Origin of the sequence: Ottowia beijingensis (genome assembly GCF_042680925.1) — a bacterium.
Classification (GTDB): Bacteria; Pseudomonadota; Gammaproteobacteria; order Burkholderiales; family Burkholderiaceae_C; genus Ottowia; species Ottowia beijingensis.
Map to the genome: position 1 here is coordinate 1 of NZ_JBHUEP010000019.1, position 24,396 is coordinate 24,396.

A 24,396-nucleotide genomic window follows, 5' to 3' on the forward strand; every position below is an offset into this window, starting at 1 on the left:
CAAATCCGCGCCGCGATGCCCCGCTGCGCACGCCGTTGGCTACATGCGTGAAATATCCGGGCTAGCACCAATGGGATGCAGATCACGAGCGCCATCTTGAGGAGCGCAAGCACCATCGGCAGCGCTTGGCGCACCACGTCCATTGCCGGGAACGCCGCGATACCCCCGACGGCCATCCCCACGTCGCCGGCAGCGCGCGTGATGATGTTCGGCAAGGTCTTGTCGATCTGGCCGCCGTAGTCCGTATAGACGCTGCCCTGGTTCAGCTTCTGCTGCCGCGGTGACGCGATCGCGCGGATCACCGAATCGTCCACTTGGGCACGGCTCAAAAAACCCGCCCAGCCCGCCAGCCGCGTGAGCAGGCTCGGGTCCACCTGGCCCAGCAACCGCGCCCGCAGGCCGTTGCTGCCATCGGCCCACCATTGCCTGCAGGTCGGATAGCCGCCGCCACTGGCGACCTGCGCCAGCCCGGCGTCGCGGGTACTGTCGTAGGGCCAGTTGTCGCGCGGTGTGGCGGACCGATAGCTGTCGTAGTAGCCAGCGGTGTCCGTGAAGAAGCGCGAGCCGATCCAGGTGACATCGTGCATCTGCGCCTCATCGAGATCCGGGCGCTGCATGAAAAGTTTGGCGCGCGCCGGCCCGTAGCAGTTGTGCGTGAAATCCGCCACCTCCTGAGCCAGTACCGGATCGTCGATGCGCGTGGCATCGATCTCCATCCTCATCTGCCGAAGGTCTGTTCCGCACGGGATGGCCGCCACCGAGGCGCCCGTGACGGCACGTGATAGCGCGTGCATGAAACCCCACCAGACCGGCACCTTGGCGCTCTGGTTGTTGAGCGTGCTGAAAGACTGCGACCAGCCTGTATCCGTGGGTTGAGGCACGCTGACCTGGCACTGGGCGGAGCGCGAGCTGTCGTACTGGATGGTGTTGAGGTCCACGTCGATGAACGGGATGCCGGCGAACATCACGACGACGATGGCGACGAACACCCGGTTCTCGATGCGCGCAGCCGAGAGCACGCCCTTGTTGCCTTCGTCGGCGCCTTCCGCACGGGCCTTCAGCCACTCCTGCACGATGATCGCCACGAAGGGCAGCGCGGACACCCCGCTGGACACCAGCACCGCCCAGATGCCGTTGTTGATGATCCAGGACACGAGGGTCAGGTAGTACTCCAGGTAGTCGGTCGTGAAAAGAGTCATGGCCTGAATCTCCCCTCAGCCCCGCATCAACAGGCTGGCTTCCAGCGCCACGATGGCAACGACGCCAGCGATCTCGCTGCGCATCAGGCGCCGCCGCGCCTGCTCGTCGTCTTCGCGCGCCAGCAGCCGGCGGCGCATCCACACCCATCCATAGGCCGTTGCCCCATACAGGCACAGCCGCCACACCAGGAAGTAGCCTGAAGCTGCCGCCAGCCACTGCTCCCAGCCGGCAACGCTGCCCAGCAGGTAGATGCCCACGATGTTTGCGCCCACGGCAGCGGCGACGAGCGCCACCGCCCACAGCAGCGCCTTTGCCGCGCGCCGGCTGAACAGCCAGCGCGGGTGCAGCCAGGTCGTGTTCATGGCCTGCCCCCGGGATTGCCCTTCTGCAACCGATCGAGGCGGTCGGGCACCGGATCGCCTTCGTAGATGCCGCGCGAGCCAGCCGCCCGCGTGCTGTGGCGCTGGATGATGGCCATGGGCGAGTTGTTCGCCAGTTCGCGGCGCAGTTCCAATTCGGTCTTGAGGTTGCGGATGTCCTGGTCGAGCGTGTCGCTCTCGTGGTTCACGGTCTCGACCGCCAACTGGTTCGCCGCCACGTTGGGCTCCTTCTTGCCGGTCAACAAAGTCCGCTGAAGCAGCAATGCCTTCTCCAACACGGACGACAGCGCAACTTCGGAGGCAAGGCGCCGCGCCAGCAGGTCCTGGTCCGGCTCGTCACGCAGTGCCTCGATGACGCCGCGCGTGATCGGCAGCGAGGTGCTGCCGGCAGCGCGCAGGTTCTCGAACGTCGTGTTGCGCGCCCCCGAGACCAGTTCCTGCAAGGCTTCCAGCTTCGCCTCGTATTCCTCTTGGATCAGCGGCGTCAGCCCAACGCCGGGTACGGTCTCGGTCTTGGTGCAGGAATCGCACGTGCGCTGCACCTGTTCCCCGAGGACCCGCGTGGCCCATTCGGTTGCTTGCTGTGGCGAGGTCCAGGTCTGGCAGGACAGGCTGGCGCAACTGACGGGCGCAATGGAGGACGTGTCGGTCACGCCGCGGCCATTGACCAGGTTGTAGCCCGCCCGGGTGACGTCGCCGACCACGCGGATGGCGGTCTGGCCTGCGCCGCCGGCATTGTTGCCGCCTACCCAGGGCACGCCGTCGTTGCCCCGGCGCGTCTCGGCCTGCTCGACGGCCGACACGGCGTCGTTGCTCCCCATCGCGTCACGCAGCGCCATGCCTTCCGCCATCTGGCTCCAGCCAAGCTGGCCCCCCGCCGTCTCGGCCATCTTTTCCGCCATCGCGCGGCACGTCAGCTTGGAACGGTCGAAATCCAGCCGCGCCTGCAGCACGCCGTTGGTGAGCAGGTTGTACAGGCCAGGATCAGCGCGCTGGATGATCAGCGCAGGCAGGGACGCCACGGCACTCGTGGCGCTCTGGATCACGTTGCTCATGATCTGCTGAAAGCCGTTCGTGATGCCGTTGAGCTGGTTGCGCAGCGTGGTCTGGATGCTCATGTCACCGCAAATGAGGTTGCTGTTCCAGCCCACGCCGACCCCGATCGAGCGCATGCCGGCCGCACGGCCCATGGACACCGCGCTGCCGCCACCGATGGAGTACATGACCTCATCGCCGATCACCGGGCCGCTGGTCTGGAATCCCGTCTGTGCCCACGCCAGGCCGCAGCCCAGCGCGAGCGCGCCGGCCAGGATCGCCGGACGCAGAAGGCGACCCGTCTTGGTGGAGAGGTTCGTCAGTTCAGGACGCTTCATCGCCGTACCCTCAATAGAAATCGACGCTGCCGAGGAACACCTGGCCCCTGCGTTCGCAGCACGCATAGGGCCGCCACAGCGCCCAGGCGTAGTCGCCCTGTTGGGCCTGGGTCAGGAAGCCGCTGCGAGGGAAAACCGTGCAGGACGAGGACAGGACGGGCGTGAGTTCCTGCCACTTGCCGGTCGAGGCGTCGCCCTCCATCAGCGCGCCGGCAGGCCAGTAGCCGTCGCGGGAGCTGGCGAGCAGCGGCTGATAGACGTGGATCTGCCCGCGGCGCGTGACGACATCGCCAGCGCGTTGTGCGACTACTGCGCCAGCCTTAAGGTCGTCGCTCTGGTGCAAGAAACCGCCGCGGGGATACACGTTGCCCCAGAGGTTCATCGTGGCGCGCGCACCGACCTCGCGCCGGCCCGGAATCAGCGCTTCCGGATAGGCCATCTCGGGCACGTTGTAGCGCCAGGCCAGCGTGTCCAAGGTGCTGAGCAAGTACGGCATGAATGCCGTGCCCGCGCCCTCGCAGAAATAGCCCGAGGACGAGATGAATTGGTTGAAAACCTCGACGCCAGGGTGGCCGATCACGTCGGCGTTCTTGAACTTCGCGAGGTTGTTTTCGTGATCCTCGTTCGTGGTTCCATCGCCGCCTGCCTGGGCGGACGGGTTGGGCGTGCTCATTGCCCGGACTTCGACCCAGGGGTTCTCGCCGGTGTTGCTGTAGCTGGAGACGACTGCATCGGGAACGTAGTGGCGAACCTTGGTGGACGTGCGCACCGTGCAGCCCGTCCAGGTGCAGTAGAGCCAGTAGCAGATGCCGACGACGCGGTATTCGAGGCAATCGGGCGAAGCCACCGAGCCGACGATGGTGGCGGTGTTGAGGGCGTAGCTGCCGGTGGCACTGAGCAGCAGCACGGACGCCACGCTAGCGTGCAGGCGGCGCATCAGGTCGAATGCTCGGGTCACGGCTGGGTCCTCCGGTGCTGCTCGATGCGCGCAATGGCGCGAGCCACGTCCGGCTCGCCATAGGCCACGTAACGCTGGTCCACCACGACTGCTGGGAGGCTGGTGACGCCCAGGCTCCATGCGTCGGTGACGCCCTGATATGCGGAGGCGATGCGGCGCTGGAGGTCGGCGCCGCCGCTTGAGAGCCGGCGCTTGACGATGGCCGTCGCTTGTTCGGGATCGGTGGGCAGTTCCGCTGAAAGCTCCGCTTCAATCCTGTGAGCTTCGTCCAGCTCGATCAGCCGCTCGCCGCCCATGGTCTTGACCGGGTGGCGGCTGTCGGTGACGACCACCACGTCGGCGGCGAAGGTGGCCGGGCTGAAAACGGCCAGGGCTGCCGGCAGCGCCACGGCCAGGCCGAGGGTTCGCCAGCCCGGCGCGAACCTGGAAATAGATGCTGGCATGTCGCGTGCCCTTGAAGTTGATCAGAGCAGTAGTCAATCGCGAAGCCGACGCGGCCCCAACAAACAATGCGCATCGCGCACTGCCCGCATACCTGCTTGTCTCGCGCCCATGAAAAAGCGGAGGCCGAAGCCTCCGCGTGGATTAGCAAGCCGATGCCATCGCTACAGCAGGCCGGATTCCGCGAACGAGTACGGCGTGCCCTGGCCGACGATGAGGTGATCCAGCACCCTCACATCGATCAGCGCCAGCGCGGTCTTCAGCGTCTGGGTCATCGCGCGGTCCGCGCTTGACGGCTCCGTGCAGCCCGAAGGGTGCTGGTGCGAAAAAATGACCGCAGCGGCGTTAAGTTCCAGGGCGCGCTGCACGATTGGGCGCGCATGCACCGTGGTCGAATGGACCGTGCCCTTGAACATCGGCTCGTAGGCCAGCACCTCGTGCATGCTGTTGAGAAAAACGATGGCGAAGATTTCGTTGGGCTCGGCGGCCAGTTTCAGGCGCAGGTAGTCCTTGACGGCCGCAGGCCTCTCCAGGGATGGCCCCTTCTTGAAGACCCGCTGCTCCAGCAACGCGATGGCTTGCCGGATGATCCAGTCATCGGATTGGGACGCGGGGGAAAAACGTGGCTCCACGCAGGAGTCGTTGGCGACGAGAGACATGGCGGACCTCCAGAAAGTGAGCGGAGGGCGCCCCCTGGGAGGGCAAGCCCTCCTGGGGATGGAAACAGCGGAACAAGGTGCATCCATCACCGCGCGGCGGTGATTGTTCGCGGCCAGGATGCGAAAGCGAACGGGTAGCGGTCAGCGCGGCAAGCCGTGCCGTAGCCTCCAAGACCGAGGGCTACCTGGGCATGTCGCCGACAACGTCGGCAGGCATTTCGGATGTGGCGGTGGCGGGTGAAGCCGCCGCGTCGCTGGCCATGTCCCCAGCCGCCAGCATGTCCATGGCCGACAGCAAGGCATCGCCCTCGATAGGCCCCTGCAGCAGGATGGCCTGGCCCGTCTGGCGATCGAGCAGCCGCAGCGACGGTGTGGCGGTCACGCCGCTCTTGGTGGCTTCTGAGGACTGGACGCGAATGGCGGCGCCGGGACGTTCGCTTGCCATGCACTGCTCGATGGCTGGCGTGGATTCGGGGTACTGAAGCCCGTCGGGCAATCCTTGGCCGTCGCTGCGCGTATGGGCATAGACCCATTCGACGGCTTGCCAGAACGCAGCATGCCCGCCAGCTTCAGCGGCGCACTCGGCCAGACGTGCCTCGGCCGACGCGGCCGGCTCGTGCGCAGCCAGCGGCTGGTGGTGCCATTGCAGTGCGACGTCGGTGTTGTTGCCGACCCAGCGCTTGAGCTGCGGGAAGTACTCCCGGCAGAACGGGCACTCCAGGTCGGCATAGAGCGTCAGCGTGAAGCGGCCCTCCGGGTTGCCCATCTGCCAGGGCGGCCCGGAAGGCTGCGTCATGCTGGCCGACGCGGGCGGCTGCGGCGGGGATTCGCCGGGCGACCGGAACACCAGCCAGATCAGCAGCAGCGCGACCAGCGCAGCAGCCAAGACCCAGGGCCAGCGAGGCCGCCGAGTGCGGCCGCGGAACGCCTGGACCTGCATCGGGATGGAAGGACGTTTCGGTTCCATGGCGTTCTCCGGCTTACGACAGTTCCAGGGCCGGCGACTCGATGCCGCGCGCCTGGTCGATCTTCTCGGCCACCTTGAAAGCCGCTTCCAGTTCGGTGCAGCCGTACTGCTGCATGAGTTGGTAGCGCTCGGCCTTCTCCTCTGGTTCTGTCTGCGCGAGCGCGAGGTACAGGCTCGGTGGCACGGCGCGGAACAGCACTTCCATGCTCTTGGAGAGGATGACGCCTTCGGTGAATTTCCCCGCCTCTTTGCGGGCCGAAAGCATCAGCGCCTTCTGCGCGGGCGAGAGTTCGCGGAACCGCGCGATCTTCTCGACTTCATCGGGCGGCATGCTGAGACAGATCCACCACTCGATCATGTTGAGCATGGGCTCTGCAGCGCGTGGCAAGTCGTCGATATTCTGCGTTGCGAGCCAGAACCAGGCCCCCAACTTTCTCCACATTTTTGTAATTTTCACGACATAGGGCGCGAGCAGCGGGTTCTTCGTGATGATGTGCCCTTCGTCGGTGACGTTGATGATCGGGCGTCCCAGGTACTGATCGCGCTCGGCGATGTTGTTCACCGTGCTGATCAGGCTGATGTAGGCGATGGAGAGCTGGGCGTTGTAGCCCTCGCGGGCGTAGGTTGCGAGGTCCACCAGGGTGATGTCCGCCTCGGGCCACGGCGTGCCGTCACGGTCGAACATCTCGCCGTCCGTGCCTTGGCAGAACATGTCCATCGCGTCCGCCATCTCCAGCAGCCGCACACGCCGCATCTCGGGCAGCGTCGGGTCCTGGCCGCGGGTGCGCAGCGCGTTGCGCACATCGCGCGTGAGCACCGTGCGTTTCTCGGCCACGCAGTGCTCGGCGGCGTCGAGGATGCACTGGCGGACCAGCGAGCGGTCGGCCCGCGTCATCCGAGCTTCTTCCTTGTCCTCGCCGCCGGTGATCATCAGCCGCGCCGTGATCTCCAATTCGCCCAGCACGTCGCGCTGCTCGTCCGCCTCCATGGCCGAGGCATCCGGGGGAAGGTCCTCGTCCAGCGCGTCGGCATCGAGCGTCTGCACGTCGCTCGGCGTTTCGATCAGCCGGCGCGCATCGGCGAACGGTGCCAGGCTGATGCCCGAGCCAGGGGCCAGTTTGACCCGGTTCACGGTCAGGCCCAGCCGCTTGGCGAAATCGCTGAACAGGCCGAAACTGTTGCCGGCCTCCACGATGAACAGCCGCGGCCGATAGATGGCCGTGACCTGATTCAAGAGGTTGTTGAGCGTCGCGGACTTTCCCGAGCCCGTAGGGCCGAACAGAAACAGGTGGGCATTCATCTGCCGATCCAACCTGTTCAAGGGGTCAAACGTAATCGGGCCGCCACCGCGATTGAACATCGTGATGCCGGGGTGCCCCGTGCCTTGGGCGCGGCCCCACACCGGCGACACGTTCGCGATGTGCTGCGCGAACATCAGTTGGGTGTACCACCTACGCCGGTCCTGACCGGGGTTGTAGCAGCACGGCAGCCAGCGCAGGTAGCTGTTGAGCGGTGCCACCTCGTCGTCCTCGCGCACCGGCTGCAAGCCGGCGTTGAGCATGACGTTCGCCAGGTCCAGGCCGCGCCGGTCCAGCTCCGCTTCGTCGCGCCCGCGCAGGTAGAACGCCAGCGTCCCCCGGTAGAGCTTGTGTGCGCTGCCGATCAGGGAGCGGGCTTCCTGCACGTCCTTGAGCGTCTGCTCTGACGCCAGCGTCTCGCCCACGGCCTTCTTCGCCAGGTGGTTCAAGTCCGCTTCCAGGACATCCTGCGGCGTGGCGACCATCGTGAGACAAAGCAAGGTGTCTTCCGGCATCTGGTCGAACAGCGTGTTGATGGCATCCCCTTTGCGGGTCTCGCCGGTCAGGTGTCCGGTGCCGGGCGGCATGCGCAGCCGGTCGGTGATCAGCACGCGGTGCGGCATGCCATCGAAGTACCAGGTGCCACGCTCCACGTCGGAGCGTGGCTGGCCGAAGAACAACCGCTGGCTGAAATCCCGACCGCTCGCCAGTTCGATCTCGCCGTCCTCGGTCTCGTCGGGGTAGCGCGCCAGCGCGTAGAAGCGCTCCCGGTCCTCTGCACTCGGCCCGAGCATCGCGGGGCGCGGATTGAACCAGCGCAGCAGCCAGTCGTGGACGTCGGCTGCGACCATGCGCCGTGCCTGGATGCCTGCGTTCGCCAGCCCGCCGCACAGGCGGTCGCAGACGATGTTCAGCATCTGCTCGGGCGTCTGGCCGCGGCGGCTTGCCTGCCCGGTGGCACGGCGATAGATCACCATGCGCACCCGCCGCGTCTGGCCGCGCCAGCGCAGCCGCGTGACCACCGTGTCCTCGAACAGGCCGCCCGGCTTGGCGACCGCGCGCAGGTGGTGGCTGAAGAATCGAAGGTAGAACTCCGTGAATGCGGTGCCGCGGGCGCGCGGCTGCACGTAGTTGCGCAGGTTCTCCATGTACTGGTCGAAGCTGGGTTCGTCCTGGGCGTAGAGCTGGAGCACCCAGGGGTTCTCGTCCAGTTCATCGAAACTGTCTTGCAGCGCGTTTTCGAGCGCATCGCGGGCATGTGCCAGCCAGCCGGGTTCCCGCCCCTCGGTGCCTAGCGGCACCAACTCGTAGAAGGCCGCCACGGATTGCCCGTCTTCGAGCAGCATGGACTTCGACTGCGGCAAGAACTCCACCCAAGGCAGCAGTTCCGCGAACGACGGCGCGACGTCGTACAGCGCCTGCTCGTCGGCTACCGTCGCCGGCCTGCGGTCCTGGACCGCTGCGCCGGGTTCAGGGACGCCGGCCTGGCGCAAGGCCTCGACGTGGCGCTGACAGCCGTCCGGCTTCTCTTCGTCGCCGGTGCCGGATGCGGCCAGCTTCGGCCAGGGAAGTTTCCAGCGCATCAATAGTCCTCCAGCCGTTCACCGGGCATGGCGTACTGCACGCGCTGGTACAGCGGGAAGACCGTCGTGTAGCCCGGAACCGGCACGGGGTCCGTGCCCGCCAGGTGCGGGTACACGTACATGACGAGATCGGGGTTGGGCAGGCGCTGGAACTGGCGATAGACCTCGTTGCGCGCGGTGCGCGTGTAGCGCATCTGCTCGGCCGGTGCGGCCTGCACATCGGCGTCGGTCAGCGGCCGGCGCAGGCGCTGGCGCGCGTCGAGCAACTGCCGGCGGGCGACCTGGCCGGTGCCACTGCCGCCGCCGCCCGTTTCCTGCTGCCAGATGTCCATCATGGTGCGGTCGCTATGGGTCAGCAGCTCTTCCTTGCTGGTGGCGCAGCCGCCGAGCACGGCGACGGCCGCTGCCAGCGCGAGGCCTTTAATCGAGTTCGAGCGCATGGCTTTCTCCTGCACGGTGATCGACGCGCCGGCCTTCGGGGTCGTGATCGATGGCGAGCGGCTTTTCGAGGTGGACGGCGACCTTGGCGCCGGGCTGCACATAGACGGCGGCGAAGGCCTGGCCGTAGAGCTTGTTGACCCAGGCCGACATGTCCCGCACGCCGCCCGCGAGGATCTGGCCGACCGCTTCCTGGCCGCTGATCCCCACGGTGCCGATGGCGCCGTCCGAGCCGACGTAGGACATGCGGCCGCTGTCGCTCTCGATGAGCGAGGCGACGCCGGCACCGGCCGCCGTGATCAGGGCCTGCGAGCCGAGGTATTGCTGGGCGTTGCTGCGCCGCTCGCCGCTGACGCAGGGGATGCCGTGCGGATCGATGATCCAGCCCAGGCCGTCGCGTTGCTGGTTGTTCTGCTGGTTGCCTTCACGGTCTTCGGGGATGGTGCGGATCGTGCCGTCGTTGAAGACGAAGGTGATGCTGCGCACTTGGCCGCGCACGCACGAGAGCGTCCAGTCACCCGATGCGGTTCCGCTGAACACCGCACCGGCCACGTCGGGAATATCAATCCCGTTGGCCGTGAGGTTGTCCGGCCCGACCAACACTTTGAAGGGGTACGGATCGTTCACCGTCCCGTCGATCGGCACACGACCGATCAGCGCCGTCATCGCGACCGACCCCATCAGCGTCGAGTTGGTCGGCACGGTATAGACCGGCTTGGCCCTCTTGACGCCTGCCGCACGTGCGCCGGCGTTCGCCACGGTTTCCGCGGTGGTTTCCAGCGTGCTTTGCGCGGGGCCGAAGCTCGTCGGGAAGCTCATGCCGTTGCCCGTGCCACGACTGCCATTGCGGCCCTCGGCCTTCTTCGCGTCGTCCGGTTCGACCCATCGCATGCCGCCTTCCATGCCGGCCTCGTCGCCATCACGCAGCCCCAGGCCCACCGGCAGATCAGCATGGCCGCCGCCGCGCCCGCCGATGCTGTCCAGGCGCCGCTGCAGGTCGGCGAGCAGCCCCTCGGTCTGCTGGCGCGCGCTGGCCGCCTGTTCCTGGTCGCGGCGCAGGTTGGAGCGCTCGGATTCGAGGGCCGAATTGATGCGCTGGTCGATGGAGTTTTCGCGCTGGCGCAGCCGCTGGTTTTCCTCGCGCTGCGACTTGTTGTCGGTCAGCGCGGTCTGAAGCTCGGTGCGCAACTGCTTCACCTGGGCCACCAGGGTTGCAACGGTGTCGCGCGGGGTATCGCCTTCGATGCCCAACGCCTTCATTTCCTCGGGCGTAAGCTTGGAGCCGGCATCCGCGGCGGGCGGTGCCGACGTGCTTCCGCCGGAGAACAGCCGGATGGCAACGAACAGCACCAGCAAGGCGACCGGGATCATCAGCCACTTGAGCAAGCCGTTACTGCGCATGGCGGGCCTCCTTGCCGTCGTCGGCTTCCGCTTCCGGCTGCGGCAGATGCACGGCCGGGTCGAAGCGGTGGATCGCCGGCAGCAGCGATTGCGCGAGGCCGCGTCCGCGCGTCACCAGGTACAGGACGGTCGTGTCCTCGGGCGTCCCGCGGGGGCCGAGCGCTTCGTGCTGGAAGGTGGCGGTGAGGAAATCGCCTTGCAGCACGCGCGGGTCGAGCGTGACCCAGCCGCTGCTGCTGTTGGTCAGGCGCACGGCGGTGACCCACTGGTCTTCCAGACGCCATGACGCAAGCGCGACCGCGCGCACGGGCAGCGTCGGCATCAGCGTGCCCAGGTCGAGGTCGCGGCGCAGGTTCACCCGCATGACGCCGGGCAGCGGCTCCACGGTGCGCAGGGGCGCGTAGAGGTTCTGCGCGGCGAAGCGCGTCAGGACGACCGAAACCGGCGTCTCGCGCCGCGCTGCCCGCGTACCTGTCTCATCCTGGGCGCGTGCTGGGGCCTCATTGGCACCGCCTGCCTGATCACCATAGCGTGCCGGGGTGCTGCTGCCCTCGACGATGCGCACCGGCTCCAGCTCGGCTTCGCCGTCCTTGGGCGGCTCGGCCGCGATGTCGAGCAGGATCAGCGCGCCCGTGTCGGCGTCCTGCAATTGCAGCCGCGTGGGCTCGATCGGCTCGCTGGCGCGCAGGTACACCGCACCACCCGCGCTCTGCACGCGCAGGCGTTCGCCCACGCCCGCAGGCACGCCCACGCGGACGTTCCGATCGATGAACACGATGCGCTCCTGGCCGACCTTCAGCGGCACCGCCAGCGGCATGCGCTCCCAGCGCAGAATCTCCACAGCATGGGAGACGGGTGCCGCGGCCGCGGCCAGCAGCCCCAGCAGCACGAGTACAGGATGCTTCATGGGGTGTTTCCTCCTTGGGGCGCTTGCGGAGACAGGCCGTCAGGCGCCGGGCGCGTCGGCTCCGGGGCGCTGATGCGCTGGGGCGCACCGTCGTAGCAGTCCAGCGCCAGGCCGAACGGATTGCGGGCGGGATCGACGTCCACCCGCGTGACTTTCACCGGGTAGCGCACGAGCGCGCGCTTGACCTGCTCGGCGCCGTAGTACTCGTCGGCGGTGATGTCGAGCGTCACCACCCAGTCGCGGTCGGAAACCACGCGCACGCGCGCCGTGGGGTCGTCGCCGTAGCCGCGGCCGGGGATTTCATAAATCCCGCGCACGCGCTGGCGCAGTTCGCCCGTGCTGCGGCGGTAGTCGTAGTCCGCGCGCAGGAAGGCTTGGCAGGACGGGGTGAGGTACGGCGAGAGCGTGTGGAGGTTGCGCGCGTAGTCCTCTTCGCCGTTCGTCGGCCAGCGGTTGAGGGTCTGGAACACGTAGAACGTGAACGCATAGACCGATTCGGGCGGCACTTCCCACCACTTCCGGGTACTGCCGGAGCGCAGGTCGGGCGGGACGTGGATGGTCAGGTCGCGCGGCGCGCTCCACCAGCCACCGCCCATGACCAGGGCGACGATGACCAGCGCGCCAGCGCCCAGGCGAAGCGTCTTGATGTGCGCCTGCAGGTGGATGATCTCGTTCTTGAAGCGGCTCATCGTGCCCCCCTTGCAACGGACCTTCGGGTGGACCAGAAGCCGGAGCGCGAGATCAGCACGTGCCCGCCTACCCAGCCCGCCATCAGCGGATGGCGCGTGGCGATGCGCCATTGCAGTTGCCGGTACAGCCAGGTGTCGGGACGCCCGCGCTTGAGCCGGCGCAGGATGCCGCCGCCGATGAAGACGCCCAGGGCCACGCCCAGGACGACGAACGTCGGCGCGATGGCGATCGTGCGGAACACCCAGGACAGCGGCGCACCGACCAGCAGGCCGGCGGCGCCGGACAGGCCGCAGCAGATCCACAGTTCGTCGGCGGTGAGGCCGCGCACGACCACGGGGTGGCGGTTGAGCCGATGCGGAAGGAACGTGACCGTCCCGTCCGCACGGATGTGCTGCTGGTCGGACATACCGGCCTCGCCTTACAGGATGCCGGTGGCTTCGGTGAGCAGCCAGATGCCGATCACCAGCAGCACGGCACCGATCGCGACGGTGAGGCCGAACTGGCCCCAGGTCTTGCGGCCGGTGTGGATTTCCGCGTAGGTCCCGTAGGCGTGGTAGCAGACGCCGATGAACATCGACGCCACGACCAGGAGGGCCACGAGCATGATGATGTCGTAGCCGTAGTTCCTGATCGTTTCCATGATGCCGTTGCCGGTGCCGCGGGTTGGGTTCTCCAACTGCGGCAAGCCTTGCGCGAACGACAGCGCGGGCAGCGCGGCGGCGCCCAGTGCCACAGCGGCGCGCTGGGCAAGACGGGAATGGAGGATGCGGTTTTGCATGGTCATGCCTTTCAGGTCAGGAGAGGAGGAAGAAGCTCAGGACGAGGTACATCGCGACGAAGCGGATGCAGACGCCGAGGAACTGGCGCTGGTTGAGGCGGCTCTCGGACCACCCCACGTAGGCCGTTCGGATGGCCCAGACGCCCCAGACGAGCAGGACCGCGAACACGGCGCCGACCAGGACGGTCGCCATCGCCGACGGCGCGATGCCGCTGTTGGCTTGAAATGCCGAGACCTGGGCACCGTTCATTGCTTGCCCTCCGCAGCCGTCGTCGGCGATGGCGGAGCGGACCGCTCGGTGCGGTAGTCGCCGGCCAGTTCGGAGGGATCGCGCGGCTGGGCACGCGACGGTGTGAGATGGGCTTGGATGCCGGCGCGCACGCGCGCCAGGTCAGCCAGCAGCCGCGGGTAATCGAAGTGGTAGCGCTCGCCCGGCTGGACGGGGGCATGCGCGGCGCTGTCGGCGACGGTGCGCTCCAAGGCGTCGAGCTGGCGCAGCGCGGCGACCAGCTCCTGGCGCTGTGCGGGGGACTCGGCCAACGCCATCGGGGACTGACCCAGCAGCAGGGCCGTCACGAGAAAAATGGGCACGCCGCGATGCGCGGCGCGCTGCCAGATCGGAGCCAACATCGCGCCATTCCTGTGTGATCAGCAATGGCTTGATCGTGGGCAGCGAGGGGCTTTTAGGCCGCAAACAATAGGAACTCGCGCATGCCCGGATTGATGGCCTAGAGGTACTTCTTGAAGCTGCCTGCGGTCAGGCTCACGGCCAGTCCCAGCAAGGCGGCGCTGGGCAGCAGGATCAGCAGTGGATGCACCGAGATCGGCAAGGCCAGGTACGTGACCCACGGCAGCACGGCCAGCGGCATCAGGCTCGCCTTCGCGCGGTGGTAGATGAAGCCGGATTCCCGGCCTGCGCCGAACCGGCGCACGTCCCGGCGCACAAGACCGTCGATCAGGCCGACGAACGCCGCGGTGAAGATCAGCGGCAACGTGAGCACCAGAGCCAGCAGGCGCACCAGGAACGTGAGCGTGGTGAAGGCCGCGGCAATCAGGTAGTTCTCGGCCCAGACATAGACCTGGCTGATGTAGTAGCGGAAGTTGCGCGTCTGCCCGTGGCTGGGTGCGCGGGCGCGCTCGGCGGTCTGGCTCATGCGCTCCAGCAGCCCGGAGCGAACGAATACCCATTCGTAGCCGGTATCCACCAGTTCGTGCGCGGTGCGCCCCGGCTCCTGCACGACGACGCTACGCGTGAAGTGGCTGGACAGGTGCCCCAGTTCGTACTGCAACATCTGCTGCGAGTGCCGCCAGCCCTGGTCCTTCCAGAACAGGTGCATGCCTACGCACTCCACGACGATCGAGAACAGCAGCGAGCCGATCAGCACCCCGAGCAGCCGGAACGGCAAGGTGATGGTGCCGACGATCAGGCCCTGGCGCTGGTTCTGCTCCCGTTGTGCAGTCGAGGCGGCGTCCTTCATGGCGAGGCCTTGTTGCCGGTGTCCTCGTCGGTGGCAATGGCCACCGCGGGAGGTTCGGCCGCAGCGGCGTCATCCAGCAGGTCGTCGGGCAGGCCCGTGTCCTGCAAGGCGGGGGAACTGGTGAACTCCCACCACTGCGTCGCTTCGCTGTAGCTCTGGCGCATGTACCCGGCCAGTTGCTGCAAGTCTGCCGGCATCACTTCGTCCGGGTCCGGCGCCGGCAGCGGCATGCGCACTTTCCAAAGCTGGCCGCCCTGCAGCAACGCGAAGCACTGGCCTTTCGGCAGGCCGACGACGTGAGACGGCTCGATCATCGGCACGCTGGACATGCTGATGCGGTCCTGAGTGTTCGACGTGAAATCCGTCGCCCCGCGAATGTCCGAGCTGTCGGTCGCGCCGCTGACGATGGTGGTCGTATAGACCTCGACCTTCGGCAATTGCCGGGTCAGCAGTTCGGCGGTCGCGGTCTCGCGCACGCGCAGCATGAACAGGTTGTTGAAATTTCCGATCACCTGACCGGCCTTGGCGCGGTTGCCGATGCGGGCCTCGATGTCCGAGAGGGTCTGCGTGTACGCAGTGACTTGCAGGCCGGCACCGCCGCCCTTGTTGATCAGCGGGATGAACTCGTCTCCCATCAACTCGTTGAACTCGTCGGCGTGGACATTGATCGGCACGCGCGCACTGGCCGATGCCGACATCGAAGTGTTTGGCAGGCCATCGTCGATCCCATGCTTGTAGATATGCCCGGCGACCGACACGAGATCGCTGAAAATCGAGTTGCCGACCGCTGCGGCGACCTCGGCGTCGGAGAGCGCATCCAGGCCCACATAGACGATGGCCCTCTTACGGATGATCTGCATCCAGTCGAAGATCGGGCGCGGGTCGGCCAGGTCGGAGTAGTTCGGAGCCAGGAGCTGGGCGATCTTGCCGCTGGTGAGCTTCTCCAGCAGCGGCAGCAGCGATGCGACGATCTTGTCGAAGTACGTCTTGTCGTAGCGAACCGCCGTGCGCAGGCCATCCAGCACCGGGTCGTAGTTGCGCGCCTGCGAGAGGTACTGCTCCAGCGCCACCACGCGCTTCTCGCGCCCGATCATGTTGCGCGGGATGTTCTTCTCGTTGATCTTGGCCTCGATCTGGACGATCACCTCCCAGGCCTTGGGCTCGGTCTTGGCGAAGTAATGCTGGGCGTACTCGATGAACAGCGCGTCGATGTTGATGACGTGCCGCTGGATCAGCATGTAGTCCGGGCGCTGCCCCAGCTCCACCAACGCGCGCGCAATGATGTTGACGAAGCGCCAGGCGAACTCGCGGAACGCCGCGCTGTTGCCTTCGCCGGAAAGCTGCCCCGCGACGCGGGTGGCCACCTCGCTGATGCGCCCAAAGCGGCCCACGGCGTTGTAGCGCGCGGAAATGTCCGGCCAGCCCAAATGAAAGACGTAAAACTCGCCTTCGCGGCCCGCGCGCTTGGCCTCTACGTACATCCGCTTCAGGAGATCGGCATCGCCCTTGGGGTCGATCACGATCACCACCTCGTGCTCGCCCGCAGCGTTCACGCGCCGGATGTCCTGGGTCACGAACAGTTCGGCCAGCCGGGTCTTGCCGACGCGCGTGGTGCCCAGCACTAGCGAATGCCCGACGCGCTCGCCCAACGGCAGGCTGACATCCACCTCCTCGGGCTCGATGCCGTGCAGGCGCGGCAGACCGCCCACAGGCGGCAGCGGCCGCACCGGGTTGAAAGGCACGTCCCAGCCGGTGAGCGCTGGCAGCCGGGACAGCGGGAACGGCGCGAACTCCAGCCGTTCTTCCAGACGCCGCGCCAGCCGGTACGCGGGCGTCGGCTCGACGTAGCGGCGGAACTCCGGCCGGTACGTCTGCATCAGCCTATGGGTGTGCTTCTGCTCCCACAGGAAACCGCGCCCGACGAACAGCCGCTGCTGGCTGACCGGCACGTCCTTGCTGGTCATCACGTATCGAGGCAGGCGGCGGATGTTGCGCCGGTAGCGCAGGATGACGCGGGCATCGCGGTAGCGGATGGCACCGTAGGCGCCGAACGCCAGCGCGCTGCCGACGCCCATGGACGGGCTCAGCGCGAGCGACCATGGGGCCACCAGGGACAGAAACGCGGCGCCCGCGCATGCGGCAACGGTGTATAGCTCCACCGCTGGGCGTAGCAGTACCTCGACCGGCTGTTTCCCCGACATGGCTTCATTGCTCGATGCCGGTGGCCGTGATCAGCGCCGGGTAGTGCCGCAGGCCCAGACGCTCGGCCAGGTCGTCGCCGGACACAGGCGCGAGCGGCACACCGGGCACCAGGGCGCGCAGCAGCGCCAGGCCCTGCACGGTCTCGACGTTGACCACCAGGCCGACCGCGCCGCGCTCGCGCAGCGCTGCCGCCTGGCTGCGCAGCCAGGCCCGGGATGCCTCGTCGTCGCCGACGACCACGAAAGGCCGCAGGCCCGGTGCCTCGATGACCCGCCGCGCGACGGTGCCGGGCGTGAGCTTGGCGCTGCGCACGGGTAGCATCGCGGCCTCGTCCGCCGGCGTGGCGAGAACCTGGGGTGTCGGGATCGGCGGCCGGGCCGGCGCGTTGGCGCGCGGCTGGAGGTTCAGGGCTTCGTAGTACGGCAGCGCCGACGCGCCGCCACGGTCTTCGACCACGATCAGCGGCTCGCCGGCAAGCGAGGCCAGCGGCAGGCCCGCCAGCAGTACGAGCAGGCCCCGCAAGGCCAGATGGGATGTCGTCATGGGGATGTCTCCTGGCGTGCGGCGAGAACCGCGGCGGTTGGGCGTGCGCCCTGCACCCGGGCGAGGTGGCGCGACACGCTGCGCCGGTAGCGGGCGGCAGGCTCGCCGCCCGCAGGACGGTGGTAGCGGCCGATCGCCAGCAACCAGTCCTCGCCGGGGGTGTGCTGCTCGCGCAGGATCTCGGCAGCGATGGCGAGGTTGCGGTACGGGTCCAGCAGGTCGCACGCGCTGGCGTAGCGCTGCTGGTGGTAGCCGAGGTTGATCTGGCCCAGGCCGGCGTCGATGCGCGTGTGCGGCGTGGAGCGCATCACCTGCTGCAAGCCCGCGCAGGCATCGGCGCGGGTTGCATAGCGGCGCGACTGGCCGGCGACATTGAGCGACCACGGCCACGGTACGATGCGCCCGTTGCGCCGGATGCCGCTCTCCTGCAAGGCGACGGCGTAGAGCACCGTCGAGGGGATGCCTGCGCGCTGTGCGGCGAGCTGGTAGGCCGGTGGCGGAACCTCCTGGGCCTGGGCGACGCAGGCGCACAGGCCAGCGGCGAGCATCAGTGCGCGCAGGAGTGCGGCTATGGCTGGCGCTGCCATTGGCCGTTCACCTCGCGCACGACCGCGGGCAAGTCGCCGGGCAGGCCCAGCGACAGCCAGCGGCCGCCGTCGTGGTTGAGCGTGATGGTGCCGCTGCGCACGCGCGCCGGATCGACGTTCGCGCGTTTGGCCCAGTCGCGGATGCGCGCATCGTCCTGGCGGCTGCCGACCATGTACAGGTCGAACTCGGTCCCCGAGGATTGCAGGCGCTGTACGAGCTGCCCGCAGGCTTCGCAGCCGTCCTTGACGAACACCGCCGTGCGGCCGGAGCCGCGCGTGGCTCCCGCGACCGGCTTGTCGTCGGGCATGTTCACCCGCTGCATGCCGGGGTTCAGACGCTGCCAGGCCTCGTCGTAAGCCCTCTGGTAGGCGAGCAGCTTCTCCACGCGGCGCGCTTCGACCTGCACCTGCAGCTCGGCGTAGCGGCGCCGTTCTTCATCGGTGCGCGCCTCGATGCCCAGGGCCGACAACGGGTCCAGGTTGGGCGAGTAAATTCCCAGCGGCCCGTCCATCAGTTCGCGGTAGCGCGTCCACTCCTGCGGTTGCAGGCCCCAGTCGCTCGCCACCCGGTCGTCCAGAACGCGAGCGGCCAGCGGGCGCTCCTGGCTCTGCGCATTGCGGGCGGGAGCCGTGGCGGGCTGCTGCCCCCACGCGGGCCCCTGGGTGGACGCCAGCAGGAGCGCGGAAAGGATGATCGATGGCTTCATGCGATCTGCTCCGGTCAGGGAATCGCCACGCGGCGGGTCTGGTCGCCGGCCTGGAACACCGCGGTGTTGCCTTCGATGACCTGCAAGCGCCACGGGCCGACGGCATCGCCGGGTAGCAGCACCTGAAGCTGGTCGGGCGTGAAGTCGCCACTGCTCGGCGCGACGGACACGCTGCGCTCGCCGGCGCGCAGTTCGGCACCGACGATGCGGAACGGGAGCGGCGGGGGTTCAGACTTGGCGGCTGACTTGCTCGGTGCGCGCGGCTGGGCGGGTACTGCGGCGCGTGCGGCGGTCTGGCGCGCCTTGACCTGCTCGACTTCGGCGCGCAGTGCCTGAAGATCGTCGGCAGCGGCATAGGCGCTCAGCGATTTCTCGACCTGGGCCGCGCGTGCTTCCAGGATTTGGTGGGTGTCTTTGAGGTCTGCCGCCGTGGCGACAGCCGGACGCTGCTGGATGGCCTCGATGTTCTCGGCCAGGCCTGTCGCCTGCGCTTCGAGGCGTTGCAGGCGGGAATCGAGGCGCTCCTGGTCGGTCTGGTCGTTCATCGCCTGGTAGCCGAGGGCGACGAGGACACTCAGGCCGATCAGCCAGAGCCACATCAGGCTCTGCACCACCACGGCGGCCGTTGAACGATGGGCGGGCTGCGGGGCGTTCATGGCTGGCCTCCCGATGCCGCGGGCGCCAGCGGGAACGTCTGCACCACCTCGGCGGCGGGCGGCGCGGGTACGTTGTCGGCGGTCATGCTGTCGCCGGGCCGCTCGAAGCAGACTTGCCGCGCGCGGTCATCCGCGTGCAGTTCCCAGGCCGGACCAGCCAGGGTGAGCAGCGCATCGCGCAGGGTCATGGGACCGAGGTGCAGGTGCACCGCCGGCAGTGGCAGTGCGTACAGCTCGATCACGGCGTGCGCCGTCTGGCACAGGCCGTAGCCGCTGCGCTTGAGCACATGCCGTAGCCCGTCGCCGACCGTGGCGCGGGCATCCTCGGGCATCGACACGTCGATGGTCTGCAACAGCAGGTCGCGCTGCGCTGCCGTCGGTGCCAGTTCCACGAGGGTGTAGCGGCCGTAGCGCACGACGGGGATGTAATCGGGCGCCTCGGGTACGGGCGCGGCCGAGATTTCCTCGATGGTGTCGGGCGCGACCGGCGCGCTCGTCGTGGCGCAGCCGCCAGCCAGCACCGACCAAAGCAGGCCGAGAAAACCCGCCAGCAGGCGGCGTTCGGGATGGTGAAACCAGGGGGGAGAGGGGCACATGGCGCGTCGTCCTGAAACATCGAGCCCTCACCATCGCCGCTCGGGCCACGAGCGGCAGCAAACAATGCGAACCAGGCAGCGCCCGATTTCCCGGCAGCCTCCCTCCAAAGAAAAAGGCCCCCGAAGGGGCCAGTGAAGATGCAGCCACGTCCACGGAGACCGTGGGCGTGGCTGCAAGGTGGGAACAATGGAAAGCCGGCGGCGCGAGGCCGGCGTTGGCGTGGGGATCAGGCGGCGACAAGTTGCCGGGCCAGTGCGACCTCGACGGAATCACCGTCTTGGTTGAGCACATCGAGGCCCGATTCGGGCACGTCGCCCGAGGTGGACTGCGAGACCATGATCTTCTTGGCCATCAGCTCCAGGCAGGTCATCTGCGAGGAACCGGCGTAGCCCAGGTAGATCACGCGCACCGGCTGTTTCTGTCCGATGCGCCAGGAGCGGCGTGCCGCCTGCTGGAGCGAGTACACGTTGTAGCCCGACTGCATGAAAACGATCGTCGGGAAGTCCAACAGATCCAAGCCCGTCTTGACCAGCTCGGGGTTGGTGATGAGCACGTCGATGCCACGGTCCAGTTGCTCGGCGATCCAGTCCTCGCGGCGGCTGGCGTCCACGCTTGCGCGCAGCACCGCCACCCGAAAGCCTTCTTGCTCCAGCAATACCTTCAAGCGCGACGTGGTGTCGCGCGTGCCGGTATAGACCGTGTAGGCCAGAACCTTGCGGCCCTGCGCCTTCTCTTCCTTGCAGATGTCGATCAGCTCGCGCTCTTTCGGCGTCACCTCGAACTCGTTGAACTGAGCCGGGACGAACGCCAAGGTGTTGCGCGTGCGCGGATGCACTACGGTTTCCGACCGGAAGCAGCAGTCCGGCCAGGCCAGCAGCACGTTGAGCACCACACCCAGCAGCGTCGTATCGCGTCGCGCCAGAGCCTGTTTCAGCTCTGCGGTCAGCCGACCCGCCAGGTCGCGGTAGGCCGCGGCTTGCGCCGTGTCCATTGCGACTTCGCGGAACTCCTCGTCATACGGCGGCAGGACGTTGCCGCCGATGTCCTTGAGCTTGAGGAAGATCGTGAACGGCAGGATGCACCGCAAGACCCCCTTTGGCCCGAAGCCGGGAGCCTTGACCGTGCGCACCGATACCTTGGTGCCCCTGGCCGTCTTGTGCGCCGTGCCGGTGCTTTCGGAGTAGATGTCCTTGAGGACCCCGTGGTCCCTCATGAACGCCATGGCCGCCGAGGTCATGCTGCCGCTCGTGGTCGGGCGGTAGCCGTCTTCGATCATCCGCCCAGGCAGGGCTCGGAACAGCAGGTAGAACAGGTCGTCCCCGTAGCCGCCCATCAGCGTGCCTGTCAGCAGCAAGGTCTTGCGAGCCTTCGCCGCCAGCACGCCCATAGCCTGACCCTGGGCACTGCCACCGTTCTTGTACTCGTGCGCCTCGTCCGCGATGCACAAGTCGAACGTGCCTTGCGGCAGATAGCGCTTGATGAACTCGGACGGCTGGTAGCCGCCTTCGCCAAAGCCGAACTCCATGTTCGCCATCGCTCTTTCCATGCGATGCGCCTGGCGGTCAGAGAAGACCAGTTCGCCGTTGCCATCCATCAAGTTGATGAACTCGTGGATGTTGTCGCCCAGCATCGACGCCAAGAACCCGTCGCCGAACTTCTGCATCAGCTTCTGCGCAGTGACTTCCCCGATCGTCGGGATGCGCTTCAAGGCTTTCAGCACGGCCGAGGACTGGTCGCTGCCGGACAGGCTGCGCGGGCGGATCAGTGTCCACAGGGGGGCGGCGCAATGGCTGCACTTCCTGCGGTATTCCTCGGCTTGGAGCGCGACCGGGTTGACCGGCTCGCCGTCGAGGTCGGTGATGACCGTGCCGCAGTCCGGGCACGCCGCCACGTTGCCGTGACGGGTACGCCGCTGGGTGAAGACGGGCTTCCAGTGGAACCCCATCCGCATCCTGACCCGGCCCAAGACAAAGAACTCCTGGCCCGTGGGCTGGACATTCAACTGCTCGCGCAGCTTGATGAGCTTGACGAGCGTGTCCGGCCCGTTGAGCACCCACACCTTGGCGCCTGCCACCGTCTCCTGGATCTCGCGCCGCCACTTGTAAACAAGGTGCGGCGGCGAAAGAACCAGGGTGCGGCGGTAGCCTTCGGCGTTGAGCACAGCGGCCGTGGCGATGCCGACGGTCGTCTTGCCGCAGCCCATTTCGCCATTGACGATCGCGGCGCGTTCGCCACGGTCGATCAGCAGCTCGGCGGCGGCGTGGACGACTTCGGCCTGGGCCGGGAACAGCTTGCGCTTGAGGCTGGCGACGACGAGTTGCCGGTGCGCCTGCGGCTGGCCGTTATAGACCGGCGGGTTCGCGCTGTTGAGGGCGTCGAGCAGTTCGTCGCCGAACTCGCCGACGAAATCCTGAAGGCTCAGGGTCAGAGGGGAAGATTCCGCATCGAGCAGTTCGCCCTGTACGGGCGCGGCTTCAACGGCAGTGGTTTCGAGATCGAGGGACATGGTGATGCTCCAATGAAAAATGGGGCATGCACCACCCCCAGCGGGGCAATGGCATGCCCCGCAGTGGGAAGGAAATCGGCGCTTGGCCGAGGTGGTCGAAGTTGCCGGCCGTGGCGGCCTGCTGGTGAATCGTGCTCAGTCTTCGGACGGCAGCACGATGACGGTGGCGCTGCGCTGCGCATCGGTGACGATGCGGATGGCCAGCCCCGGATGGATCACGTAGCGGGATTCCAGCGATGCACCGGATTGCAGTGCAGTGCTGTTGGCCTGCCATTGCTGGATGTTGACGTCGCCCCAGTCGCCACGGGTGTGGCGCCTGAAGTACGGGATCGGGTCGAGGCGACCCGTTCGGACCAGGCGATCGATGCCCCTGCTGAAGATGAGCGCACCGATTGGAAACGCCAGCCTGTGGCAGTAGGTTTCAATGCGATGTGATGCCATGGGCTCCTCCTTGATGAGTCATTGAGCCACGACACCCCTGGCGGAGTGAAGTGGCTCCGGCAGGTGGATGAAGACGACAATGGTGCTGTCAGATCATGTCCCGTTCTTCGGGAAGCTGGATCACCGTGGTCTGGTGGTCCTCGCTGGTTTTGACGATCAACACCAGTTCGGGCGTGATCCTGAAGTGGGAGATCATCGGATCGTCCCCACGGATTGCGACATCGTTGGCTTGACGGGTGGCCTCATCGGTCTCGCCCCAGTCACCGCGCACATGGCGCTGGACAAGAGCCAAGGGGTCGATCAGGCCTTTGCGGGCCAGCCAATGCACCTTTTCGCTCAACTGCAACGTACCTGGTGCGAACAACGGTTGCTTCTGCGGCGCGGGCCGCTTGAACAGGCTTGAGAACATGGGTGTTTCTCCTTCGAGGTGGTACAGCAGGACGGCAGCGCGTCCGGTGGACTAACGGATGGTCAGGACCTCGCCCCGTGTCGCGGAGCCAGGCGTCATGTCCCACGCGCGGATGACGGGTACGAACTTGTCGGTGAGGATGCGGGTCTCGGCGATCGAGCCGTCTTCGCGTTCGGTGAATTCCCGCTGGAGCGTCTTGTCCTTGTGGGTGTCACCTTTGACGACGAGCACGCGCCCGGTCTTGGAGCGCACAACCCCCGAGATCGCGCCCGCGGCCAGAGCCAGGGCGAGATGCCAGTGGGACAAGGCACGCGCCGGTGGACGCAGCGATTGCTGCGCGGCCCCCAGGTGCGTGTCCAGCGACGGCCAGAGGCCTTGCAGCCGACCGACCTCATCGGCGAACTGCTCCGGCTCCATCGTCACGCGGAAGAAATGCTCCGGCTCGGCCGGACTGGCGGGGACGATGTACGGCAGGAACGGCCAATCGCTCGGCAGTTCCTCGGCTTCGACTTCGCCAAGCCCAACCTGCAGCAGCAGATTGCGCACGGCCTTGACGCCATCGGGTGCCTGCTCGCGCTGACGCACCCTGCGACCGAAGATCACCACCTGCTTGAACTGCGTTTCCACCGCTCGGTAGATCCGCAGGTCGGTGTAGTGGCGCGTCAGCCAGCCGACCAGCTCCGCGTCGAGCACGTAGCCGGGGACGATGAAGACCAGCACGCCGCCGTACTGCAACAGCGACAGGCTGCGCTGATAGAACAGTTTTTCGAGGCGGGCACGACCCTGGCCCTGATAGCCGATGTTGCCGTTGACGTCCTTGGACAGGTCGCCATACGGCGGGTTGAGCCAGAGCAGTCCGAACGACTGCTTGGAGACCATCGTGTCCATCAGGTCCGCGTGCAGGCAGTGATCGACCAGGCCACGGGCATGGCGTGCCCGCTCCGCGTCGAACTCAACGGCGAACGCCTTGGCCTGCTCGCGCCCGAGGGCGTGGGCGGCTTCGGCGATCGCTACGCCTTCGCCGGCGCAGGGATCGAGGATGCACATCGGCCCGTCGCTGGGCATCAGTGCGTTGAGGGCTCTTTCGAGCGTGGGTTCGTCGGTCGGGTAGTAACCGTTCTTGGCGAAATTGCGGGCGAGCCGCGGGAACATGAGGGCCATGGAAGTCTCCTGGTTGGCGGGGATGAAGGGCGAAAG

The 24,396-nt window shown here is 67.2% G+C and carries 27 protein-coding genes; all 27 read right to left on the bottom strand.

Translation table 11 applies throughout. The annotated features are described in order from the left end of the window. The coding region (locus ACFSCU_RS18395) for a conjugal transfer protein TraG N-terminal domain-containing protein (protein ID WP_377561325.1) at positions 1-1,199 on the bottom strand (1,199 nt) is incomplete at its 3' end. A gap of 15 nt (positions 1,200-1,214) precedes the next feature. Further along, positions 1,215-1,562 carry a hypothetical protein gene (locus ACFSCU_RS18400; RefSeq protein ID WP_180550131.1) on the bottom strand — a complete coding sequence of 116 codons (348 nt, stop codon included), beginning with the start codon at positions 1,560-1,562 and terminating at the stop codon, positions 1,215-1,217. After that, positions 1,559-2,953, bottom strand: a complete 1,395-nt coding sequence (locus ACFSCU_RS18405; RefSeq protein ID WP_377561326.1) for an integrating conjugative element protein — start codon at positions 2,951-2,953, stop codon at positions 1,559-1,561. Before ACFSCU_RS18405 ends, ACFSCU_RS18400 begins: the two co-directional genes overlap by 4 nt. A 10-nt stretch (positions 2,954-2,963) precedes the next feature. Continuing rightward, entirely contained in the window at positions 2,964-3,911 is a 948-nt protein-coding gene (locus ACFSCU_RS18410; protein WP_180550130.1) for a TIGR03756 family integrating conjugative element protein, read from the bottom strand. Beyond that, complete coding sequence (locus tag ACFSCU_RS18415) at positions 3,908-4,354, bottom strand: TIGR03757 family integrating conjugative element protein (RefSeq protein ID WP_180550129.1); 447 nt, start codon at positions 4,352-4,354, stop codon at positions 3,908-3,910. The genes ACFSCU_RS18410 and ACFSCU_RS18415 overlap by 4 nt, the downstream gene beginning before the upstream one ends. 162 nt (positions 4,355-4,516) lie before the next feature. Continuing rightward, complete coding sequence (locus ACFSCU_RS18420) at positions 4,517-5,011, bottom strand: JAB domain-containing protein (RefSeq protein WP_377561327.1); 495 nt, start codon at positions 5,009-5,011, stop codon at positions 4,517-4,519. A 181-nt stretch (positions 5,012-5,192) separates the two neighbouring features. After that, positions 5,193-5,978 (bottom strand): DsbA family protein, encoded by a 786-nt coding sequence (locus ACFSCU_RS18425; protein ID WP_180550128.1) that lies wholly within the window; start codon positions 5,976-5,978, stop codon positions 5,193-5,195. A gap of 13 nt (positions 5,979-5,991) precedes the next feature. Then, positions 5,992-8,859 (bottom strand): conjugative transfer ATPase, encoded by a 2,868-nt coding sequence (locus ACFSCU_RS18430; RefSeq protein WP_377561328.1) that lies wholly within the window; start codon positions 8,857-8,859, stop codon positions 5,992-5,994. Continuing rightward, positions 8,859-9,299, bottom strand: coding sequence for a TIGR03751 family conjugal transfer lipoprotein (locus ACFSCU_RS18435; protein ID WP_180550127.1), 441 nt, complete (start codon positions 9,297-9,299; stop codon positions 8,859-8,861). The genes ACFSCU_RS18430 and ACFSCU_RS18435 overlap by 1 nt, the downstream gene beginning before the upstream one ends. After that, complete coding sequence (locus ACFSCU_RS18440) at positions 9,280-10,698, bottom strand: TIGR03752 family integrating conjugative element protein (protein WP_180550126.1); 1,419 nt, start codon at positions 10,696-10,698, stop codon at positions 9,280-9,282. The genes ACFSCU_RS18435 and ACFSCU_RS18440 overlap by 20 nt, the downstream gene beginning before the upstream one ends. Next, the gene (locus tag ACFSCU_RS18445) at positions 10,688-11,605 is read right to left on the bottom strand and encodes a TIGR03749 family integrating conjugative element protein (RefSeq protein ID WP_180550125.1); all 918 of its coding nucleotides are present in this window, start codon (positions 11,603-11,605) and stop codon (positions 10,688-10,690) included. The genes ACFSCU_RS18440 and ACFSCU_RS18445 overlap by 11 nt, the downstream gene beginning before the upstream one ends. Next, positions 11,602-12,294, bottom strand: coding sequence for a PFL_4703 family integrating conjugative element protein (locus ACFSCU_RS18450; protein WP_180550124.1), 693 nt, complete (start codon positions 12,292-12,294; stop codon positions 11,602-11,604). Before ACFSCU_RS18450 ends, ACFSCU_RS18445 begins: the two co-directional genes overlap by 4 nt. Further along, on the bottom strand, positions 12,291-12,701 hold the full coding sequence (locus ACFSCU_RS18455) for a TIGR03750 family conjugal transfer protein (protein ID WP_377561329.1): 411 nt from the start codon (positions 12,699-12,701) through the stop codon (positions 12,291-12,293). Before ACFSCU_RS18455 ends, ACFSCU_RS18450 begins: the two co-directional genes overlap by 4 nt. 12 nt (positions 12,702-12,713) lie before the next feature. After that, entirely contained in the window at positions 12,714-13,073 is a 360-nt protein-coding gene (locus ACFSCU_RS18460) for a TIGR03745 family integrating conjugative element membrane protein (protein WP_023095489.1), read from the bottom strand. A 16-nt stretch (positions 13,074-13,089) separates the two neighbouring features. Next, entirely contained in the window at positions 13,090-13,323 is a 234-nt protein-coding gene (locus tag ACFSCU_RS18465; protein ID WP_003821106.1) for a TIGR03758 family integrating conjugative element protein, read from the bottom strand. Next, positions 13,320-13,703, bottom strand: a complete 384-nt coding sequence (locus tag ACFSCU_RS18470) for an integrative conjugative element protein, RAQPRD family (protein ID WP_377561330.1) — start codon at positions 13,701-13,703, stop codon at positions 13,320-13,322. Before ACFSCU_RS18470 ends, ACFSCU_RS18465 begins: the two co-directional genes overlap by 4 nt. A gap of 98 nt (positions 13,704-13,801) precedes the next feature. Then, positions 13,802-14,551: a TIGR03747 family integrating conjugative element membrane protein gene (locus ACFSCU_RS18475; protein WP_180550123.1), complete on the bottom strand. Its 750-nt coding sequence runs from the start codon at positions 14,549-14,551 to the stop codon at positions 13,802-13,804. Then, complete coding sequence (gene traD / locus ACFSCU_RS18480; RefSeq protein ID WP_377561331.1) at positions 14,548-16,752, bottom strand: type IV conjugative transfer system coupling protein TraD; 2,205 nt, start codon at positions 16,750-16,752, stop codon at positions 14,548-14,550. Before traD ends, ACFSCU_RS18475 begins: the two co-directional genes overlap by 4 nt. A gap of 4 nt (positions 16,753-16,756) precedes the next feature. Next, a complete protein-coding gene (locus ACFSCU_RS18485; protein WP_033448804.1) occupies positions 16,757-17,296 on the bottom strand; it encodes an integrating conjugative element protein in 540 nt (179 codons plus the stop codon). Then, on the bottom strand, positions 17,293-17,883 hold the full coding sequence (locus tag ACFSCU_RS18490; protein ID WP_033448807.1) for a transglycosylase SLT domain-containing protein: 591 nt from the start codon (positions 17,881-17,883) through the stop codon (positions 17,293-17,295). Before ACFSCU_RS18490 ends, ACFSCU_RS18485 begins: the two co-directional genes overlap by 4 nt. Further along, positions 17,865-18,590 (bottom strand): TIGR03759 family integrating conjugative element protein, encoded by a 726-nt coding sequence (locus ACFSCU_RS18495; protein WP_180550122.1) that lies wholly within the window; start codon positions 18,588-18,590, stop codon positions 17,865-17,867. The genes ACFSCU_RS18490 and ACFSCU_RS18495 overlap by 19 nt, the downstream gene beginning before the upstream one ends. Positions 18,591-18,604: 14 nt before the next feature. Then, a complete protein-coding gene (locus tag ACFSCU_RS18500) occupies positions 18,605-19,246 on the bottom strand; it encodes a hypothetical protein (RefSeq protein ID WP_377561332.1) in 642 nt (213 codons plus the stop codon). Further along, the gene (gene pilL2, locus ACFSCU_RS18505) at positions 19,243-19,842 is read right to left on the bottom strand and encodes a PFGI-1 class ICE element type IV pilus protein PilL2 (RefSeq protein ID WP_377561333.1); all 600 of its coding nucleotides are present in this window, start codon (positions 19,840-19,842) and stop codon (positions 19,243-19,245) included. The genes ACFSCU_RS18500 and pilL2 overlap by 4 nt, the downstream gene beginning before the upstream one ends. A gap of 227 nt (positions 19,843-20,069) precedes the next feature. Beyond that, a complete protein-coding gene (locus ACFSCU_RS18510) occupies positions 20,070-22,349 on the bottom strand; it encodes a helicase-related protein (protein WP_033448816.1) in 2,280 nt (759 codons plus the stop codon). 135 nt (positions 22,350-22,484) lie between these two features. Continuing rightward, complete coding sequence (locus ACFSCU_RS18515) at positions 22,485-22,790, bottom strand: hypothetical protein (RefSeq protein WP_033448819.1); 306 nt, start codon at positions 22,788-22,790, stop codon at positions 22,485-22,487. A gap of 88 nt (positions 22,791-22,878) precedes the next feature. Then, positions 22,879-23,199: a hypothetical protein gene (locus ACFSCU_RS18520; RefSeq protein ID WP_033448821.1), complete on the bottom strand. Its 321-nt coding sequence runs from the start codon at positions 23,197-23,199 to the stop codon at positions 22,879-22,881. A 51-nt stretch (positions 23,200-23,250) separates the two neighbouring features. Next, entirely contained in the window at positions 23,251-24,384 is a 1,134-nt protein-coding gene (locus ACFSCU_RS18525; RefSeq protein ID WP_377561338.1) for a DUF6094 domain-containing protein, read from the bottom strand. Between the last annotated feature and the right edge of the window lie 12 nt (positions 24,385-24,396).

Coding starts and splice junctions, on each gene's coding strand:
- ACFSCU_RS18415 (WP_180550129.1), bottom strand. CDS start 4,354: ATGCCAGCATCTATTTCCAGGTTCGCGCCGGGCTGGCGAACCCTCGGC.
- ACFSCU_RS18500 (WP_377561332.1), bottom strand. CDS start 19,246: ATGAACGCCCCGCAGCCCGCCCATCGTTCAACGGCCGCCGTGGTGGTG.
- pilL2 (WP_377561333.1), bottom strand. CDS start 19,842: ATGTGCCCCTCTCCCCCCTGGTTTCACCATCCCGAACGCCGCCTGCTG.
- ACFSCU_RS18485 (WP_033448804.1), bottom strand. CDS start 17,296: ATGACGACATCCCATCTGGCCTTGCGGGGCCTGCTCGTACTGCTGGCG.
- ACFSCU_RS18520 (WP_033448821.1), bottom strand. CDS start 23,199: ATGTTCTCAAGCCTGTTCAAGCGGCCCGCGCCGCAGAAGCAACCGTTG.
- ACFSCU_RS18450 (WP_180550124.1), bottom strand. CDS start 12,294: ATGAGCCGCTTCAAGAACGAGATCATCCACCTGCAGGCGCACATCAAG.
- ACFSCU_RS18430 (WP_377561328.1), bottom strand. CDS start 8,859: ATGCGCTGGAAACTTCCCTGGCCGAAGCTGGCCGCATCCGGCACCGGC.
- ACFSCU_RS18400 (WP_180550131.1), bottom strand. CDS start 1,562: ATGAACACGACCTGGCTGCACCCGCGCTGGCTGTTCAGCCGGCGCGCG.
- ACFSCU_RS18440 (WP_180550126.1), bottom strand. CDS start 10,698: ATGCGCAGTAACGGCTTGCTCAAGTGGCTGATGATCCCGGTCGCCTTG.
- ACFSCU_RS18460 (WP_023095489.1), bottom strand. CDS start 13,073: ATGCAAAACCGCATCCTCCATTCCCGTCTTGCCCAGCGCGCCGCTGTG.
- ACFSCU_RS18465 (WP_003821106.1), bottom strand. CDS start 13,323: ATGAACGGTGCCCAGGTCTCGGCATTTCAAGCCAACAGCGGCATCGCG.
- ACFSCU_RS18515 (WP_033448819.1), bottom strand. CDS start 22,790: ATGGCATCACATCGCATTGAAACCTACTGCCACAGGCTGGCGTTTCCA.
- ACFSCU_RS18435 (WP_180550127.1), bottom strand. CDS start 9,299: ATGCGCTCGAACTCGATTAAAGGCCTCGCGCTGGCAGCGGCCGTCGCC.
- ACFSCU_RS18405 (WP_377561326.1), bottom strand. CDS start 2,953: ATGAAGCGTCCTGAACTGACGAACCTCTCCACCAAGACGGGTCGCCTT.
- ACFSCU_RS18455 (WP_377561329.1), bottom strand. CDS start 12,701: ATGTCCGACCAGCAGCACATCCGTGCGGACGGGACGGTCACGTTCCTT.
- ACFSCU_RS18490 (WP_033448807.1), bottom strand. CDS start 17,883: ATGGCAGCGCCAGCCATAGCCGCACTCCTGCGCGCACTGATGCTCGCC.
- ACFSCU_RS18475 (WP_180550123.1), bottom strand. CDS start 14,551: ATGAAGGACGCCGCCTCGACTGCACAACGGGAGCAGAACCAGCGCCAG.
- traD (WP_377561331.1), bottom strand. CDS start 16,752: ATGTCGGGGAAACAGCCGGTCGAGGTACTGCTACGCCCAGCGGTGGAG.
- ACFSCU_RS18445 (WP_180550125.1), bottom strand. CDS start 11,605: ATGAAGCATCCTGTACTCGTGCTGCTGGGGCTGCTGGCCGCGGCCGCG.
- ACFSCU_RS18495 (WP_180550122.1), bottom strand. CDS start 18,590: ATGAAGCCATCGATCATCCTTTCCGCGCTCCTGCTGGCGTCCACCCAG.
- ACFSCU_RS18420 (WP_377561327.1), bottom strand. CDS start 5,011: ATGTCTCTCGTCGCCAACGACTCCTGCGTGGAGCCACGTTTTTCCCCC.
- ACFSCU_RS18470 (WP_377561330.1), bottom strand. CDS start 13,703: ATGTTGGCTCCGATCTGGCAGCGCGCCGCGCATCGCGGCGTGCCCATT.
- ACFSCU_RS18510 (WP_033448816.1), bottom strand. CDS start 22,349: ATGTCCCTCGATCTCGAAACCACTGCCGTTGAAGCCGCGCCCGTACAG.
- ACFSCU_RS18425 (WP_180550128.1), bottom strand. CDS start 5,978: ATGGAACCGAAACGTCCTTCCATCCCGATGCAGGTCCAGGCGTTCCGC.